This window comes from Pilibacter termitis, assembly GCF_900167335.1.
Taxonomy (GTDB): Bacteria; Bacillota; Bacilli; order Lactobacillales; family Streptococcaceae; genus Pilibacter; species Pilibacter termitis.
This window is the reverse complement of record NZ_FUXI01000012.1, coordinates 22,378-38,139: the sequence shown is the minus strand read 5'-3', so window position 1 is coordinate 38,139 and position 15,762 is coordinate 22,378. Positions and strand designations below refer to the sequence as shown.

Below are 15,762 nucleotides of genomic sequence, written 5' to 3'. Positions count from 1 at the left end.
TGCATTACCTCAAAGAAGTATCGAGTATCAAGTAGCAAGCAAGCGACAAAACAAAAGGAATTTAGTATAATGTCTTAGGAATCAATAACATCGAGCGAATTGAAAGACTTTGAGTAACGAATTTCTCGAAGTGAAATCGAATAAGGAGAATTATAGAAATGGAAGAAAGATTATTTCAACGGATAAAAACTTTGACAGAATTACAAGCACCGTCAGGTTGTGAAGATGAAGTGCGAGAATATTTACGTAAAGAATTAACGCCTCTTGTTGACCGTGTGGAATTAGACGGATTAGGTGGAATCTTTGGTATTCGTGAGCATAAAGAGAGTGATGCCCCACGTGTAATGGTAGCTGCACATATGGACGAAGTTGGATTTATGGTTTCACGAATCGAAGAAAACGGAATGTTTCATGTGGTCGCTTTAGGCGGTTGGAATCCTTATGTTGTCAGTGCTCAACGCTTTACTCTTATTACACGGACGGGAGAAAAAATTCCTGTTGTTTCTGGAAGTGTTCCACCGCACTTACTTCGTGGAACGAATGGTCAGCAAGCACTAAAAATCGAAGATGTTTTGTTTGACGCAGGATTTTATTCAAAAGAAGAGGCTGAAAGTTTCGGTGTACGCATGGGAGATTATATCGTGCCACAAACGGAGACGATTTACACAGCTAACAAGAAAAATATCATCTCAAAAGCATGGGATAATCGTTACGGTGTGACAATGGTACTTGAGGCATTGGAAACGTTAAAGAATGAACAATTAAATCACACATTAATCGCAGGAGCGAACGTGCAAGAAGAAGTAGGACTTCGTGGTGCTCAAGTTTCAACAACTAAATTTGCACCAGATTTATTCTTTGCAGTGGATGCCAGTCCGGCAAATGATACAGACAAAGACCCGCTTGCACAAGGACGACTTGGTCAAGGAACGCTTATGCGTATTTTTGACCCAGGACATATTATGCTCAAACGTATGCGTGAGTTTTTATTGGATACTGCTCAAACGCACAACATTCCAGTGCAATACTACGTTTCAAAAGGTGGGACAGATGCTGGAGCTGCACATCTTAAAGGAAATGGGATTCCAAGTGCTGTAATTGGTGTACCTGCAAGATACATTCATTCACATGAAACAATGTTTGCAATAGCTGACTTTGAGGCAGCACAAGAATTACTTTTACAAGTATTAAGAAGTTTGGATAAATCTACGGTTCAAACACTGATTTATGGATAAAATGAAAAAACGCAAAAACATTGAAGTTTTTGCGTTTTTTTAGAGGTACCCTGAAGATTTTTTACTGAAAAGTCTTGTCCTCAACGCCTAATTTTTCCAAAATAATCGCAGCCGTTTCTTCGATAGAACGCTGGGCTACATTGATTACAGGACAGCCGATTTTTTTATACAACTCGTCGGCAAACTCAAGTTCTTGCAAAATATTGTCCATATTTGAATAAAGAGTATCGTCATCTAAACCATACGAACGCATTCTCTCCACACGGAATTTATTCAGCACTTCTGGATCATTGGTCAAACCAATAATTTTTTTCGGGTCAACTTTCCAAATCTCGTCTGGAATTGTTGCTTGTGGTACAATTGGCAAGTTTGCCACTTTGAGATTTTTTTGTGCCAAAAGAAATGACAAAGGTGTTTTAGAAGTACGAGAAACACCGAGAATGACCACGTCTGCTTTTAAAAATCCTTTCGGGTCACGACCGTCATCATATTTAGCAGCAAATTCAATTGCTTTGATTCGTTTGAAATAATTTTCGTTCAAATGATGTTGAGCCCCGATTTCACGTTTGGCTGCGGTATTCGTTCGACGCTCCATTTCTTCTACGACAGGCGACATCAAATCAAAATGGAAAAGAGAGTTTGTTTCACAAAAACTGTGAACAAAACGATTTAATTCTTTGTCAATCATCGTGAAAATAATAATTGCGTCTCGCTTTTTTGCGTTTGTCAAAACAGTTTCCAGTGCATCTAGTTTTTGAATGAAGTTTTTGCGAAACACTCGAAAATTGTTGTCAGGAAATTGCGACATTGTTGCGTGTGCTAATTTAATCGCAGTATCCCCCGCCGAGTCTGAAATCACATAAATATTCGTTAAGCTGTTCTCTGACATATTTTTGCTCCAATCTATTTTTTATTTTCTCCAAAATATAGTATGATTATATCATATTCTTTTATAAATTTTGTGAAGAAAAAATTAGTAGGTGAGGAAGATGACTGAAATCAATAAAGTAAATATAGCACTAGAAAATATCAAATCCTCTGGTTTAAAATACACTAAAAAACGGGAGGAATTGTTGAAATGTTTAAATCAGGAAAATCATTATGTTTCTGCAAAAGAAGTACATCAAATGATGAAGAAAACTTTTCCAAATATTAGTCTTGATACGATTTACCGCAATCTCCAAGAGGGGGAAGAACTTGGCGTGCTTGAGCGAGTAGATTTTAAAGGGAAACGTCATTATCGAATTAATTGTGAGCTTGGTGTAGTTGTGCCACATCATCATCACCATTTTATTTGCACAGGCTGTGGCGAAATACAAGAAATTGATTTTTGTCCGATTGAGGAAATGGTTCAATCCCTAGGAGCAGTGAAAGTAGAGGGGCATCAAGTGGAAATCTTTGGTAAATGCGAAAAATGTGTAGAGGAAAATAAAAAAAATTGATTTTTCATCCTCTAGTCTGATGTATGGAGGAGAAAAATCATTTATACTAGAGACAAGTATTTCTAAAAACAAGTTATTTTCTTTTAGAGGTACCCTTATATAGAAAAGATAATTGGAGGGATAGAAAATGAAAATTCCCTTTCGCATATTTTTAGCGATTGAGGCGGTTTTAGGACTGCTTGCAGTATTTACCATTTTACACACAGAAGTGCTGGCAAGTTTTTTTGTTTTAGGAATTGGTGTATTCGCTATTTCAATGATGAAAAAACATTCTAGCAAAAATTTGAAGATTTTATCTGTTATTTTTTTAGGGTTAATGCTTTTAAATAATTTTTTCATTTGGTTAATGCTTGGAGCAGCGATTCTGTATTTTTCTTCGACGGGGAAACTATTTGCCTCAAAGAAGTGGGAAAAATACGACACTCCAGAATTTATTATGGTAGAGACGAGTGAACCAACGGAAAAATCAGGTTTTAAACAACGAGGACAGTGGTTTGGTTCGGAAAAAATTGGCTCAGAAATTTATGAGTGGAATGATATTAACTTTACAAAATTTGCAGGCGACACAATTATTGATTTAGGTAACACGTTGCTCCCCAAAGGTGAAAGTGTGATTTCGCTTAGGAAATCGTTTGGTCGCACACGTATTTTAGTACCGACAGGTATCGGTGTTTCTTTCTCACATAATGCTCTAGCAGGAAATGTCGCTTTTGAGGGAGAAACATACAGTTTAAACAATGAAACGCTGAAAATTTTCAGTAAAGATTATGATGAAACGACTCGTCATTTGAAAATTGTATCGAGCGTTTTATTCGGGGAAATCGAGGTGATTCGTTTATGATAAGGTTTCCCAGAATTGCAGTGTTATTTTACTCATTTTTTATCACATTTGTGGTCATTTTACTTGTATTATTGTTTTCAAATACAGGCGAGGAAAGTTTCATTGTTTTACTCCTTCACACGAGTTTTTTGAATATCCCTATGGTGATTTATGTCTTTACATTTTCACTTATCGTGGCAATTTTGACTTATGGCATGGTGAGTTGGTCAGAGCGAAATTACGACAAACAAGTAGAGGAAAATTTGCATTATTTGGTGCGACAGGAGTATGACAAAGTCATTCATTTTGAAATGACTGAAGGAGCCGCTCTTTCGACAAATGTACAAATTCATCAAAGTATTCATCTACTGGCTGAAAAACTTCGTCTGATGAATGAACAGCTACAACAATTAAGTTTGGAACAAGTGAAAGTTGGAACAGAATCACGGGAAGAAATTTTACGTCAGGAGCGTTTGCGTTTGAGCCGAGAGTTACATGACTCTGTTTCACAGCAATTGTTTGCTGCGATGATGATTTTGTCAGGGTTAAACGAACAGGCGAGTGCTAGTGATGAAAATCCAGTATTTACGAAGCAACTTGCAACCGTAACAGACGTTATTAATACAGCACAAAGTGAAATGCGTGCATTACTTTTGCATTTGCGACCAATCGAATTGTCAGGGAAAAGTTTGAAACAAGGGATTGAACAGCTTTTGCGAGAACTAGAGACAAAAATTAAAATCAAATTGAAGTGGGACATTGAAGATGTGGCTCTTACCACTGCGATTGAAGATCATTTGTTTCGGATTATGCAGGAGTTGTTAAGCAATACTTTGCGACACGCAAAAGCAGACGAGTTAGAAGTTTATTTGCATAAAGTAGGTGCAGCAGTTGTGCTGAAAGTAATTGATGACGGTGTGGGGTTTGATATGCAAGAGGAGAAAAGTGCGAGTTATGGTCTAATCAATATTCGTGAGCGTGTGTTAGGTATGGGGGGCGAAGTGAAAATCATTAGCTTTAAAGGTCAAGGAACGGGTGTGGAAATTCGTGTGCCAATTATTATCGAAGAGAAAAATGATTGATGTGTTTTGCAATTTGCAACAGTGAGCTGTTTCGTTTATTCGCTCGCAATTAGAAAAAAGACAAACATAAAAATGAAAAGGCGGAAAAATTTAAATGATAAAAGTATTATTAGTAGATGATCACGAAATGGTACGTCTAGGTGTTTCAAGTTATTTGTCTATACAAGAAGATATTGAAGTGGTAGCTGAGGCAGACAATGGAAAAATTGGCTATGAAAAAGCACTTGAATTACGACCAGACGTGATTTTAATGGATTTGGTAATGGATGTAATGGACGGAATTGAGGCAACGCAAAAAATATTGTCTGAATGGAAAGAGGCAAAAATTATTATTGTTACAAGTTTCATTGATGATGAAAAAGTATATCCAGCTTTAGAGGCAGGGGCAAGTGGTTATCTTTTGAAAACAAGTTCTGCACAAGAAATTGCTAACGCAATTCGCAAAACGTTTAAAGGCGAAAAAGTCTTAGAGGCTGCGGTAACAGAAAAAATGGTTGAAAAAATGACTCAAAAACACATCACAGAATTACACGAGGAATTAACCAACCGAGAAAACGAAGTCTTGCAACTCATTGCTCAAGGAAGAAGTAATCAAGAAATTGCTAACGAACTGTACATCACACTAAAAACAGTCAAAACCCACGTATCGAATATTCTAAGTAAACTAGAAGTAGAAGACCGCACTCAAGCAGCAATCTACGCCTTCCGACACCACTTAGTGGAATAAGAAAAGCGAGAGGGGCGTTTAGGAGGTTGTCGCAGTGAGCTATGCCATTTACTAGCCTGAAGCAGAGCTTCAGGTGGCATTGTGAACAGCGACCAACCTCCTGCCCCTCCGCAGCTAGACACAGAAAAGCGAGAGGGGCGTTTAGGAGGGTTTTTAGTCTACGAAGTAGACAGAAACTTTAGTTTCGCTTTGAGCTTGCTCGAAGTAAAATCCGAGAAGCCAAGTACCTTTTCGTGCAGGCAAGAAACAAAGAACAACAAAATTTACAAGTGGGAATTTCAATGTATTTTTCAACAATATCAAAAAAATAATAACTAAGAGGGAAACAATATGAAAAAGAGTTTTGCAGTAATCGGCTTAGGTCGTTTTGGTGGTAGTGTAACAAGAAATTTAATTGAGAGTGGTCAAGAAGTTTTAGCGATTGATAGCACTGAAGAACGTGTTAATGAATATATGAATATTGCAACGCACGCAGTTGTGGCGAATGCACAAGATGAAAATACTTTGCGTTCGCTTGGTATCCGGAATTTTGATACCGTTGTTGTGGCGATAGGGGAAGATATTCAGGCGAGCATTTTAACGACACTTATGGTCAAGGAAATGGGCGTGGCAAATGTTTGGGCGAAAGCACAAAATGATTATCATGCACGTGTACTTGAAAAAATCGGAGCCGATAGAGTGGTACATCCTGAGCGTGATATGGGCAAACGTATCGCACATCGCTTAGTAGCACGTAATCTCCTAGACTACCTAGAGCTTTCAGAAAAATTTTCAATGGCAGAAATTAAGGTGCAAAAGTCTAAATTTGTCAATCAAACACTCGAAAAACTCAATCTCACAGGTCGTTTTGGTGTCAACGTTGCAGCCATTCGGAGAAGTAATGGTGTGGTAGAATTGGCACATTCAAGCTCTGTTGTGCATGAAGGGGACAATTTACTCGTACTTGGTGAAACACGTGATGTTGAGCATTTGGATGAGAAGATTTAGAAACGAAAAAAAAGCTCATGAATGAAAAAACATGAGCTTTTTTATGAACATTTACTCAAACAAACTAGAAGACTGCACTGGACGCAATTTTTCATCAGGGCGAGCAATTGAAAGAGCAGAACAGACAGCACGTGGTGCCTCGCCGAAACCAATGGTGATTTGTTCAATTTTCCCTTTGTAACTAGCAATGTCGCCGATTGCGAATATTCCTTTAATATCCGTACTCAAATCTTCTGCAACCTTGATTTTTTGACGTTCAAACGTGAAATCCCATTCATCAATCGGAGATATATCGGAGGTAAAACCGTAGTGAATGAGCAAATGGTCACATTCAATTTTCTCTTTTTCTTTTGTTTTTGTGTGCATGATTTCCACGCCGTCAAATTGTTCATTTGTCACAAGCGAAGAAATTGTAAACGGAGTGAGGAGTTTAATTTCTGAATTTTCCACACGTTCCACCGTTGCCTCGTGTGCTCGGAATTTTTCTCGTCGATGTACGACAGAGATACTTTTGGCGATGTCTTTGAGCATTAATGCCCAATCTAGTGCGGAATCGCCACCGCCAGCAATGACGACATTTTTCTCGTGAAATTGCGACATATCTTTGATGTGGTAGTGGACATTTTTTTGATGAAAAACTTCTTCATTTTCCAAACCGATTTTTCTCGGAGTGAATGCCCCTTTTCCTACCGCAAGAATGACGGTTTTCGTATAATGAGTTTCTTTGTTCGTTTTTAGACAAAAAATCTCACCTTCTTTACTTAAATTCTCCACTTTTTCATTTAAGCAAAAAGTCGTATCGAAAGACTTCCCTTGTTCAACCAAGTGGTCAATCAATTCTCGTGCTTGAACTTTTGGAAATCCCGGCACATCATAAATATATTTTTCAGGATAAAGTGTAGTCAATTGTCCACCGACTTCTGAAAGACTTTCAATCACTTTCGTTTTCGCCTTTCTCATTCCTGCATAAATTGCTGCATACAACCCGACAGGTCCTGCACCAATAATTGTAATGTCATAGATTTCTTTCATTATAATAACCTCTTTTCCGCAGAATACTCTGCTCTGCTCTTCTATTTTAATCAAAATGCGACAAATAAGCATTTTATTTGTTTTAGGTCACCTCTAAAAATTTTGAGGGGAAAGAATTTCTTAAATTCTGAAATTTTTAGTGTTGAAAATGAGAAACTCTAGGATTCCAAAACTTATTCACTCACTGTTATTATACAAATAGTATGCTATAAATTTTTTTAATTTGCAACCCTTTCATCAACTTTGTTATAATAACACTATTAAACATCGAAAAGAGAAAAGAAATGTCAAAAACCACTTATGCAGTTGTGGACTTAGAAACGACAGGAACGAATGCAACAGAAGACCGTATCATTCAGATTGGGATTGTGCTTGTGGAAAATGGTCGAGTTGTTTCTACTTATGCCACAGATGTCAATCCAGAAAAAACAATTTCGCCTGTCATTCAAGAGTTGACAGGAATAAGCAATGAACAGGTGAAAAATGCCCCTATTTTTGAGGATATTGCCCCGACGATTCATTCACTTCTTGCGGAAACGGTTTTTGTGGCACACAATATTCATTTTGATTTCAATTTTTTAAACAATGAATTTGAGCGTGTCGGTTTGCCACTTATGAAAAATGCAGGGGTAGACACAGTCGAATTGTCGCAGATTTTCTTTCCAACGCTTGAGAGCTATCGTTTGAGTGATTTGTCGCAGTATTTTGGTTTTGTGCATGAAAATCCACATCAGGCAGATAGTGATGCACTTGTGACGGCTGATTTGTTGTTAGAAATTGAGAAAAAAATCATGACGATTCCACTTCACACGTTAGAGCAAATCGTGCGTTTAAGTGATGTATTAGCTTTTGAAAGTCAGGCATTTTTGCAACATAGATTGGAAAGACGTAGACTTTCGGAGGGTGAGCATTTACCAGAACATTTGCATGAAAATGACGGCTTAATTTTACGGAATAAAGAAGTGCAAGAGACGTTATTTTTCAATCAAGAAACCTACCCAAAAACGAAAAAGCAAAAACTTCGTTTGTATGGTGCTGTGAATGAATACCGAGATGAGCAGGCAAGATTTATGAATATGGTGTATAAACATTTTCATGAAAATCCTACGGAAAAAAATCTGTTTATCGAGGCAGCAACAGGAATAGGAAAAACGCTAGGCTATCTTTTGCCACTTGCATTTCTTGCGACAAAAGAGGAAAAAGCCGTCATTGCAACACCGAGCATACTTTTACAAGAGCAGTTGATGCAAGAAGTTTTGCCAAAAATGGAGCAGTTTTTGCCGAATAAATTGCACGCAACGCTGGTGAAAAGTGCGAGACATTATATTGATTTAGTACGTTTTAAGGAAAGTTTACTTCATCCGAAACCGCAAAAGCAGTATCGTTTGTATCAAATGGCAACACTTGTCTGGTTGCTTGAGACGCAAACGGGTGATTTGGAAGAATTAAATCAGACGAGTTACACTCATTTTTTCTATGAAGATATAAGACATAGAGGGATTCGATTTTTAAATCCCCTTTCCCCTCTTTATGTAGATGATTTTCTCTGTGCTGTCAAGGAGAAAATAGGAAAAAGTAATCTTTTGATTGTCAATCATGCCTATTTGGTGAATGAAAATGTGCGAGGAGAATTTGCTTTGCCTAAGGCGAAATATTTAATAGTGGACGAGGCACATCATTTGCCCAATACTCTTTTGCAATTAAGCAGTGCAAGGTGCAATCTTCAGGCATTTATGCGTGAGCTAAAATCACTTTTTGAGGATAAAGGTGTCTTAGAAGTAGTCGAAGAGGAAATTCAAGAGAAACTCTCGCAGACAATTTTACGGCGAGTTCAATTACTTCGTTTTTCTCTGTCGAATTTCGATCGAAATTTGGAGCATTTGAGCGTAGAATGTAAAAAAATCGCCCATGGAAACGAAGAAATTTTCATGAATGAAGAACAAATAGAGCAATTGAACATAGAGAAGGAGATTTTTCTAAGTCAACTAGCTGAAATTTGGCAGATTGCAAAAGAAATTGAAACAGAATTGTTTGTGAATATCGAGCAATTTTCAAGTTACGAGCAATACATTATGACCCCGATTTTTGATTTTACGGGAAAATTAGAAGAAATTTTAATGCTATTTACTCGTTTTTTTTCAGAGGAGAATACTTCTTTAGTCAAATGGCTAACAAATTTCACGAAAACGCAGAGTATTACATTGCATTTACAGGATTTTGAGCGTTCCATGCTTGATTTTTCAACTTGGTATGCACGTTTTGAAAAAGTGTTGTTTACAAGTGGGACGATGAAAATTGGGAACAATAAAAAATTCTTACCCACACAGTTAGGAATTGAGCAATACGGTTTTCGTACGATTCCCTCTCCTTTTGATTATGGCAAACAGGCGAAACTTTTCTTGCCAACGGATTTGTCGGAAAACGGAGAGTTATTGAATAAAGAACAATTGTCGCAAGCAATACTCAAAATACTTGAAAACACCGAGAAGTCAACGCTTGTGCTATTTAGTTCAAAAGAAATGCTAACCGATTGTTACAATCTTTTGCAACCGGAATTGTTCAAACTCGGAAAGGAAATTTTGGCTCAAGATATTTCAGGTTCAAAAGAAAAAATCATGAAACGTTTTCGCTTTACGAAAGGAGCTGCTCTTTTTGGTACAGATTCGTATTGGGACGGAGTGGACTTGCCGGGAGATGTGTTGGAGTTATTAATTGTGACAAAATTACCATTTGAAAATCCGTTGCGACCATTTGTTAAAAGTTATTATGATTACTTGTCAACAAAAGGTTTGTCGCCTTTTAGTTCGTTATCTTTACCAAAGGCTGCACTTCGCTTGCGACAAGGATTAGGGCGATTAATTCGCTCAAGTAGTGATAGAGGTGTAATGTTTATTTTGGACGACCGTATTTTGACGAAAGGCTACGGCACTCGCTTGCTTGCGGTATTTCCGAAAGATATGGAAAAAAATGAAGGAAAATTAGAAGATTTAGTCGAAAAAATGCGTGAGTTTCTGCTATAATGTTTGCATATAGAGAATTTGTGTGGCTAGATTTTTTGCAAGAGGAGAGAAAAGTGAGAGAAAGATTTGAAATGAATAAAAGAGAACAAATCCTGTTAGGGATTCTTATTCTCTTGATTGTAGGGGTATTAAGTGCCGTTTTAATTTTAGTAAGTGCGACTTCTCCAATGAAAAAGGCTGAAAATCAAGCGGCAAATGTTGCGAAAAGTTACGCCAATGTGGAAAATGTTGACCATTTTTATGCCTTCACCAGAAAAGAAACGTATTTTACAGTTGTTGGCAAAAATGATAAAAACGAAGAAGTTGCGGTTATCGTGCCAAAAGAGAGCGACAAAGTAACAGTTGTACCAATGAAAGACGGTGTGGCACAGGGACAGGCTGAGGCGACAGTTTTAGACAGACACAAGGACGTCAGTAAAATCCGTAAAGCCAATCTTGGAATGTTTGACGGCAAAGTGGTCTGGGAAGTTGTTGGAGAAACGGCAAAAGGAAAAATCACTTATTATTTGCTAGACTTCAAAGACGGAGCAGATGTGAATGAAAAATAGGAAACAACGATAAAAAACATACACTAAATTGAAAGACACGGAGGGAATGGAAATGATGTTATCCGAAAGAGCAAGGAAACTTGCACCAAGTGTTACATTGCAGGCGGCAGCAAAAGCGAAAAAGCTGAAAGCACAAGGAAATGATGTGAAAATCTTGACGGTTGGCGAACCAGATTTTGCAACACCAAAAAACATTCAAGATGCCGCAATTCAAGCAATCCAATCAGGCAAAGCGAGCTATTATACTGCAACACCGGGTATCCCTCAGCTGAGAAAAGCGATTGAAAATCGTTTCCGTAATGTTTATGGCATTGATTTTCAAGATGAGAATATTGTCGTAACTGACGGGGCAAAATTTGCCTTATATTCCCTTTTTCAAGCGATTTTAAACGAAGGCGATGAGGTATTGATTCCTGTGCCTTACTGGGTGAGCTATGCTGAGCAAGTGAAATTAGCCGAGGCGACCCCTGTTTTCGTTTATGCGACAGAGGAAAATGACTACAAGGTGACAGTTGAACAGCTTGAGGAGCAACGGACGGAAAACACACGAGCAGTGATTATCAATTCACCAAGCAATCCGACAGGCATGATTTATTCTTATGATGAATTAAAAGCGATTGGTGAATGGGCAGTTAGGAACAATGTTTTAATTGTCGCAGATGATATTTATGGCCGTCTTGTGTATAATGGCAATAAGTTCACACCGATTGCAAGTATTAGCGAGGAAATTCGTGAAAATACGGTGATTATCAACGGTGTTTCCAAAGCATATGCGATGACAGGCTGGAGAATTGGTTTTGCGATTGGCAATGAGGAAATTATCAAAGCAATGATTAAAATCGGTAGCCAATCAACGAGTAATCCAACGGCAGTCAGCCAATTTGCAGCGTTAGAAGCACTCAATGGTACGCAAGAAGTGGTGGAAGAAATGCGTCAAAGCTACGAAGAAAGGCTCAATGAAATTTATCCAAAAGTTGCAGCATTACCGGGCTTTAAGTTGAAAAAGCCACAAGGAGCGTTTTATCTTTTCCCAAACATCAAAGAAACACTTGATATGATTGGTATGGAGAATGCAACTGAGTTTGTAGATGCACTTTTGGAGGAAGAATATGTGGCACTTGTAACAGGGGACGGCTTTGGTAGTCCGTATAATGTGCGATTGAGCTATGCCACGGATTTGGCGACACTTAATGAGGCAGTAGACAGAATTGCCAGATTTATAGAAAGCAAAAAGAAAGAATTTAGAGGTAAATGAAGTGACAAAAGTAATTTCAATTATTGACAGCAAAAAACACGTGGGAGAAAAAGTGAAAATTGGTGCGTGGGTTGCCAATAAAAGCGGAAAAGGAAAAATTTTATTTTTACAATTTCGTGACGGAACAGCCTTTTTCCAAGGAGTTGTTGTGAAAAATGAGGTTGGCGAAGAAATGTTTCAAACAGCTAAGTCATTGACACAAGAAACGAGTGTTTGGGTGACAGGCGTAATTCGTGAGGATACACGATCAAAATTTGGCTATGAAATTGGTATTGAGGCAATCGAAGTGGTCGGCACAAGTGCAGAGTACCCGATTACACCAAAAGAACATGGAACGGACTTTTTGATGGATCACCGTCATTTATGGCTTCGCTCAAGAAAGCAACACGCTGTAATGCAGGTGAGAAACGAAATCATTCGTGCAACGTATGAGTTTTATAATAAAGAGGGATTTGTTAAAATGGATAGCCCGATTTTAACAGGTACAGCAGCAGAAGGAACAACAGATCTTTTTGAGACAGATTATTTTGGTCGCCCAGCCTACCTTGCCCAAACAGGTCAACTATACGCTGAAGCGGGAGCAATGGCGTTTGGGAAAGTGTTCACTTTTGGTCCAACGTTCCGAGCTGAAAAATCAAAAACTCGCCGTCATTTAACGGAATTTTGGATGATTGAACCAGAAATGGCATTTACAACGCACGAGGAAAGTTTGGTAGTTCAAGAACGTTATGTAGCTTTTCTTGTGCAAAGCGTGCTAGACAACTGTGATTATGCCTTAGACGTTTTAGAACGTGACAAGGAATTGCTAAAAAGTTATACACAGCTACCGTTCCCACGCATTAGCTATGATGATGCCATTGAGTTGTTGCAGAAAAATGGTTTTGACGATATTGTTTGGGGAGATGATTTTGGCTCTCCGCATGAAACATTTATCGCCAACTCATTTTCAAAACCAGTCTTTATTTTGAACTATCCAAAAGCAATCAAAGCATTTTACATGAAGCCACACCCAACTCGTGATGATGTTGTGATTTGTGCCGATTTGATTGCACCAGAAGGCTATGGTGAGATTATTGGTGGTAGCGAGCGTGCCACGGATGTAGAATACCTCGAAGAAAAAATCAAAGAAGAAGGATTAAACCAAGAGGATTACGAATGGTACTTAGACTTACGTCGCTACGGCAGCGTGCCACATTCTGGCTTTGGTCTAGGACTTGAACGCATGGTAACATGGATTAGCGGAAACGAACATATCCGTGAAGCTATTCCGTTTCCTCGTATGTTGCATCGGATTTTCCCTTAAAATTGAAACTATAAGAAAAACCGCATGAAATTCGTTTTTTTAAATGGATTTTATGCGGTTTGTTAGTTGTATGTGGGAGTCGTGTGAATAGGTTCATTTCACTTGCATTGATTTAAAAATTCGCTTAATGTTTAGGTAGTATAAAAAACAATGTTTTTTATAGGTGCCATAAGTTAATTTTACAAAAAAGAAAAGAGAAAACAAATGAAAAAGAACAAAATCAATCTCGTTTTATCGTTTCTTTTTCTCCTTGCTATCATTCTCTCAATTGCTAAACAATATGTGATAGCGGAAATTGGGGTTATTTCATATACGTTCATTTGTTTGTTTTGCAATCGAAGTGCGTTGCAAGAAGGAATCAAGAAGTTTTTGTATAAAAAGCGGGAAATAAAATATTATCATCTCAAAGATATTGGGAAAAATGAGGATAAGAATGCACGAATTGAGAATTTGAAAGTTTTGATAAGACTACCTCGAACATTTAGTGTAGCTAGTTTTTTGGTGCTGGCGGCGAATATTTTTTCTATTTACTCTCTTTTGAGCAAGCTCTCAAACCCAGTAAGTGAGCTATTTTTATCGTTTGTCGAATTTTTGGTTTTGTTATTTATTCTTGCGGTTTTAGCGGGTTTTAGTATATACAAACATCCGATATGTAGCTATATTAGTATTCCGTTTGTTGCGGGACTTGTTCTTCTTTGTTTTGGCAATCATTTACAAGAGATGAAAAAGGTATTCATTTTGATTATTTTCCTAGTCATTGTTCTAGTTTTATGTATTCTTTTTGTTTTAATATTGCCTTTGTATACCCTAAGGAGAATCAATGCGAAGAAAATTTTTATCATGTTGATTCTTTCGATTTTGACAACGGTCATCATTCAAGCGACACCTGTGGCGATGGAGGCGATTTTTACGCAAATTTCCTTTAGCGGTGAAATAATTCCGAATGACTCCTCACTTCCTGCGGAGATAAAGCAATTCTTGCAGAGAAAAGAAGTAATTGATTTGGTGAATTATTTTTCAAAAAGAGAAGTCATCTCTGAAGTTTCGAGCATGGTTTCTCTATTTACAACAGGAGTTACGACCTCTTTCTTGATTAGTGGCGGTATCATTGAGTTTAGAGTGTCAAAAGCGAAGAAACGAGCAAAGGAAAAATTGTATGCTTTATTGCTACAAGAAGAAAAAGCGACCATACAAAATCTAACCGAGTGTGCGTACTTGGGAGGAGATGAGATAGAAATGTTGATTTTTAGCAATGAAAAATTTCTTGAAGTGATAAAACGAGAAGAATGTGAGTAAACAAAATTAACACAAGAACTATTTCAAAATTTATGCTAGAATAAATCAAGTAGAAAAAGTATGAGGGGGAGTTACCATGAGCTTTGCAAGTGAGGTAAAAAAAGAGTTAACGACATTGGAAGTACATCGTGAGCATGCAAGAAGTGAGCTTGCTGCCCTCATTCGCATGAATGGTGCGTTATCTATTGCCGACAAGCAATTTGTTCTCAATATCCAAACGGAAAATGCGTCAATTGCCAGACGAATTTTCACCTTACTTTCAGATACTTATGGGGTGAAAAGTGAGGTTTTGGTTCGTAGGAAAATGAAACTCAAGAAAAATAATGTTTATATCGTACGTTTAAAACAAGAAACGAAGGAAATTTTAGCTGATTTAGAGATTTTGGACGGTTTATTTTTTACCACGGGAGTCAGTGAGGATATTAAAGGGAATGCACAGAAAATGCGTTCTTATCTTCGTGGTGCGTTTGAGGCAAGTGGAAGTGTGAACAATCCAGAAACAAGTCGCTACCATTTGGAAATTTACTCGGTTTATGAAGACCACAATCACGATTTGGCTGAAATGATGAATTATTTCGGGCTGAATGCAGGTGAGTTAGAGCGTAGAAACGGTTATATTGTGTATTTAAAAGGTGCGGAACATATTACAGAATTTATGATTTTGATTGGTGCAACCAATTCTATGTTGAAATTTGAGGATGTGCGAATCATGCGAGATATGCGAAATTCGGTGAACCGTTTGGTAAATTGTGAAACGGCGAATCTCAATAAAACGATTGATGCTGCAGCAAGACAGATTGAAAATATTGAATTTATTAAAGCACATAGCACTTTGAGTGTTCTTGCTCCAAAATTGCGAGAACTAGCCGAACTGCGTTTAGAAAATCCAGAGCTTGCGTTAAAAGAGCTTGCGGAAATGATGCCAAGTGGTGCGATTTCAAAATCAGGTATCAATCATCGCATGAGAAAAATCAATGAAATAGCAGAAAAATTACGAGCAGAGCAAGAATAAGAG

14 protein-coding genes are annotated in these 15,762 nt (G+C 37.8%); 12 read left to right on the top strand and 2 right to left on the bottom strand.

Annotation, left to right across the window (positions count from 1 at the left end; translation table 11 throughout):
* Positions 1-158: 158 nt before the first annotated feature.
* The gene (gene pepA / locus B5D30_RS06205; RefSeq protein ID WP_078807187.1) at positions 159-1,235 is read left to right on the top strand and encodes a glutamyl aminopeptidase; all 1,077 of its coding nucleotides are present in this window, start codon (positions 159-161) and stop codon (positions 1,233-1,235) included.
* 61 nt (positions 1,236-1,296) lie between these two features.
* Here the strand turns inward: pepA and B5D30_RS06200 are convergent, their stop codons facing one another.
* Positions 1,297-2,124: a pyruvate, water dikinase regulatory protein gene (locus B5D30_RS06200; RefSeq protein ID WP_078807186.1), complete on the bottom strand. Its 828-nt coding sequence runs from the start codon at positions 2,122-2,124 to the stop codon at positions 1,297-1,299.
* A 100-nt stretch (positions 2,125-2,224) separates the two neighbouring features.
* Here B5D30_RS06200 and B5D30_RS06195 point away from each other — a divergent pair, with 100 nt between their 5' ends.
* From B5D30_RS06195 to B5D30_RS06170, 5 genes are all read left to right on the top strand, one after another.
* Positions 2,225-2,677, top strand: a complete 453-nt coding sequence (locus B5D30_RS06195; protein ID WP_078807185.1) for a Fur family transcriptional regulator — start codon at positions 2,225-2,227, stop codon at positions 2,675-2,677.
* Between the two features lie 127 nt (positions 2,678-2,804).
* Positions 2,805-3,518 carry a cell wall-active antibiotics response protein LiaF gene (liaF, locus tag B5D30_RS06190; RefSeq protein WP_078807184.1) on the top strand — a complete coding sequence of 238 codons (714 nt, stop codon included), beginning with the start codon at positions 2,805-2,807 and terminating at the stop codon, positions 3,516-3,518.
* Entirely contained in the window at positions 3,515-4,579 is a 1,065-nt protein-coding gene (locus B5D30_RS06185; protein ID WP_078807183.1) for a sensor histidine kinase, read from the top strand. The genes liaF and B5D30_RS06185 overlap by 4 nt, the downstream gene beginning before the upstream one ends.
* Positions 4,580-4,673: 94 nt before the next feature.
* Complete coding sequence (locus B5D30_RS06180; RefSeq protein WP_078807182.1) at positions 4,674-5,306, top strand: response regulator; 633 nt, start codon at positions 4,674-4,676, stop codon at positions 5,304-5,306.
* A gap of 330 nt (positions 5,307-5,636) precedes the next feature.
* Positions 5,637-6,293 (top strand): potassium channel family protein, encoded by a 657-nt coding sequence (locus B5D30_RS06170; protein WP_078807180.1) that lies wholly within the window; start codon positions 5,637-5,639, stop codon positions 6,291-6,293.
* A gap of 51 nt (positions 6,294-6,344) precedes the next feature.
* Here the strand turns inward: B5D30_RS06170 and B5D30_RS06165 are convergent, their stop codons facing one another.
* Positions 6,345-7,325 carry an NAD(P)/FAD-dependent oxidoreductase gene (locus B5D30_RS06165; RefSeq protein WP_078807179.1) on the bottom strand — a complete coding sequence of 327 codons (981 nt, stop codon included), beginning with the start codon at positions 7,323-7,325 and terminating at the stop codon, positions 6,345-6,347.
* A 284-nt stretch (positions 7,326-7,609) separates the two neighbouring features.
* Here B5D30_RS06165 and B5D30_RS06160 point away from each other — a divergent pair, with 284 nt between their 5' ends.
* From B5D30_RS06160 to whiA, 6 genes are all read left to right on the top strand, one after another.
* Positions 7,610-10,345 (top strand): helicase C-terminal domain-containing protein, encoded by a 2,736-nt coding sequence (locus B5D30_RS06160; RefSeq protein ID WP_078807178.1) that lies wholly within the window; start codon positions 7,610-7,612, stop codon positions 10,343-10,345.
* A 53-nt stretch (positions 10,346-10,398) separates the two neighbouring features.
* Positions 10,399-10,893 carry a cell wall elongation regulator TseB-like domain-containing protein gene (locus B5D30_RS06155; protein ID WP_234984629.1) on the top strand — a complete coding sequence of 165 codons (495 nt, stop codon included), beginning with the start codon at positions 10,399-10,401 and terminating at the stop codon, positions 10,891-10,893.
* A 52-nt stretch (positions 10,894-10,945) separates the two neighbouring features.
* Positions 10,946-12,148, top strand: a complete 1,203-nt coding sequence (locus B5D30_RS06150) for a pyridoxal phosphate-dependent aminotransferase (protein ID WP_078807176.1) — start codon at positions 10,946-10,948, stop codon at positions 12,146-12,148.
* 1 nt (position 12,149) lies between these two features.
* Positions 12,150-13,451 (top strand): asparagine--tRNA ligase, encoded by a 1,302-nt coding sequence (asnS, locus tag B5D30_RS06145; protein WP_078807175.1) that lies wholly within the window; start codon positions 12,150-12,152, stop codon positions 13,449-13,451.
* A 204-nt stretch (positions 13,452-13,655) separates the two neighbouring features.
* Positions 13,656-14,747, top strand: a complete 1,092-nt coding sequence (locus B5D30_RS06140) for a hypothetical protein (RefSeq protein ID WP_078807174.1) — start codon at positions 13,656-13,658, stop codon at positions 14,745-14,747.
* A 76-nt stretch (positions 14,748-14,823) separates the two neighbouring features.
* The gene (gene whiA / locus B5D30_RS06135) at positions 14,824-15,759 is read left to right on the top strand and encodes a DNA-binding protein WhiA (RefSeq protein WP_078807173.1); all 936 of its coding nucleotides are present in this window, start codon (positions 14,824-14,826) and stop codon (positions 15,757-15,759) included.
* Positions 15,760-15,762: the final 3 nt, after the last annotated feature.

Coding starts and splice junctions, on each gene's coding strand:
- B5D30_RS06200 (WP_078807186.1), bottom strand. CDS start 2,124: ATGTCAGAGAACAGCTTAACGAATATTTATGTGATTTCAGACTCGGCG.
- B5D30_RS06195 (WP_078807185.1), top strand. CDS start 2,225: ATGACTGAAATCAATAAAGTAAATATAGCACTAGAAAATATCAAATCC.
- pepA (WP_078807187.1), top strand. CDS start 159: ATGGAAGAAAGATTATTTCAACGGATAAAAACTTTGACAGAATTACAA.
- B5D30_RS06140 (WP_078807174.1), top strand. CDS start 13,656: ATGAAAAAGAACAAAATCAATCTCGTTTTATCGTTTCTTTTTCTCCTT.
- whiA (WP_078807173.1), top strand. CDS start 14,824: ATGAGCTTTGCAAGTGAGGTAAAAAAAGAGTTAACGACATTGGAAGTA.
- B5D30_RS06150 (WP_078807176.1), top strand. CDS start 10,946: ATGATGTTATCCGAAAGAGCAAGGAAACTTGCACCAAGTGTTACATTG.
- liaF (WP_078807184.1), top strand. CDS start 2,805: ATGAAAATTCCCTTTCGCATATTTTTAGCGATTGAGGCGGTTTTAGGA.
- B5D30_RS06165 (WP_078807179.1), bottom strand. CDS start 7,325: ATGAAAGAAATCTATGACATTACAATTATTGGTGCAGGACCTGTCGGG.
- B5D30_RS06170 (WP_078807180.1), top strand. CDS start 5,637: ATGAAAAAGAGTTTTGCAGTAATCGGCTTAGGTCGTTTTGGTGGTAGT.
- B5D30_RS06160 (WP_078807178.1), top strand. CDS start 7,610: ATGTCAAAAACCACTTATGCAGTTGTGGACTTAGAAACGACAGGAACG.
- B5D30_RS06185 (WP_078807183.1), top strand. CDS start 3,515: ATGATAAGGTTTCCCAGAATTGCAGTGTTATTTTACTCATTTTTTATC.
- B5D30_RS06180 (WP_078807182.1), top strand. CDS start 4,674: ATGATAAAAGTATTATTAGTAGATGATCACGAAATGGTACGTCTAGGT.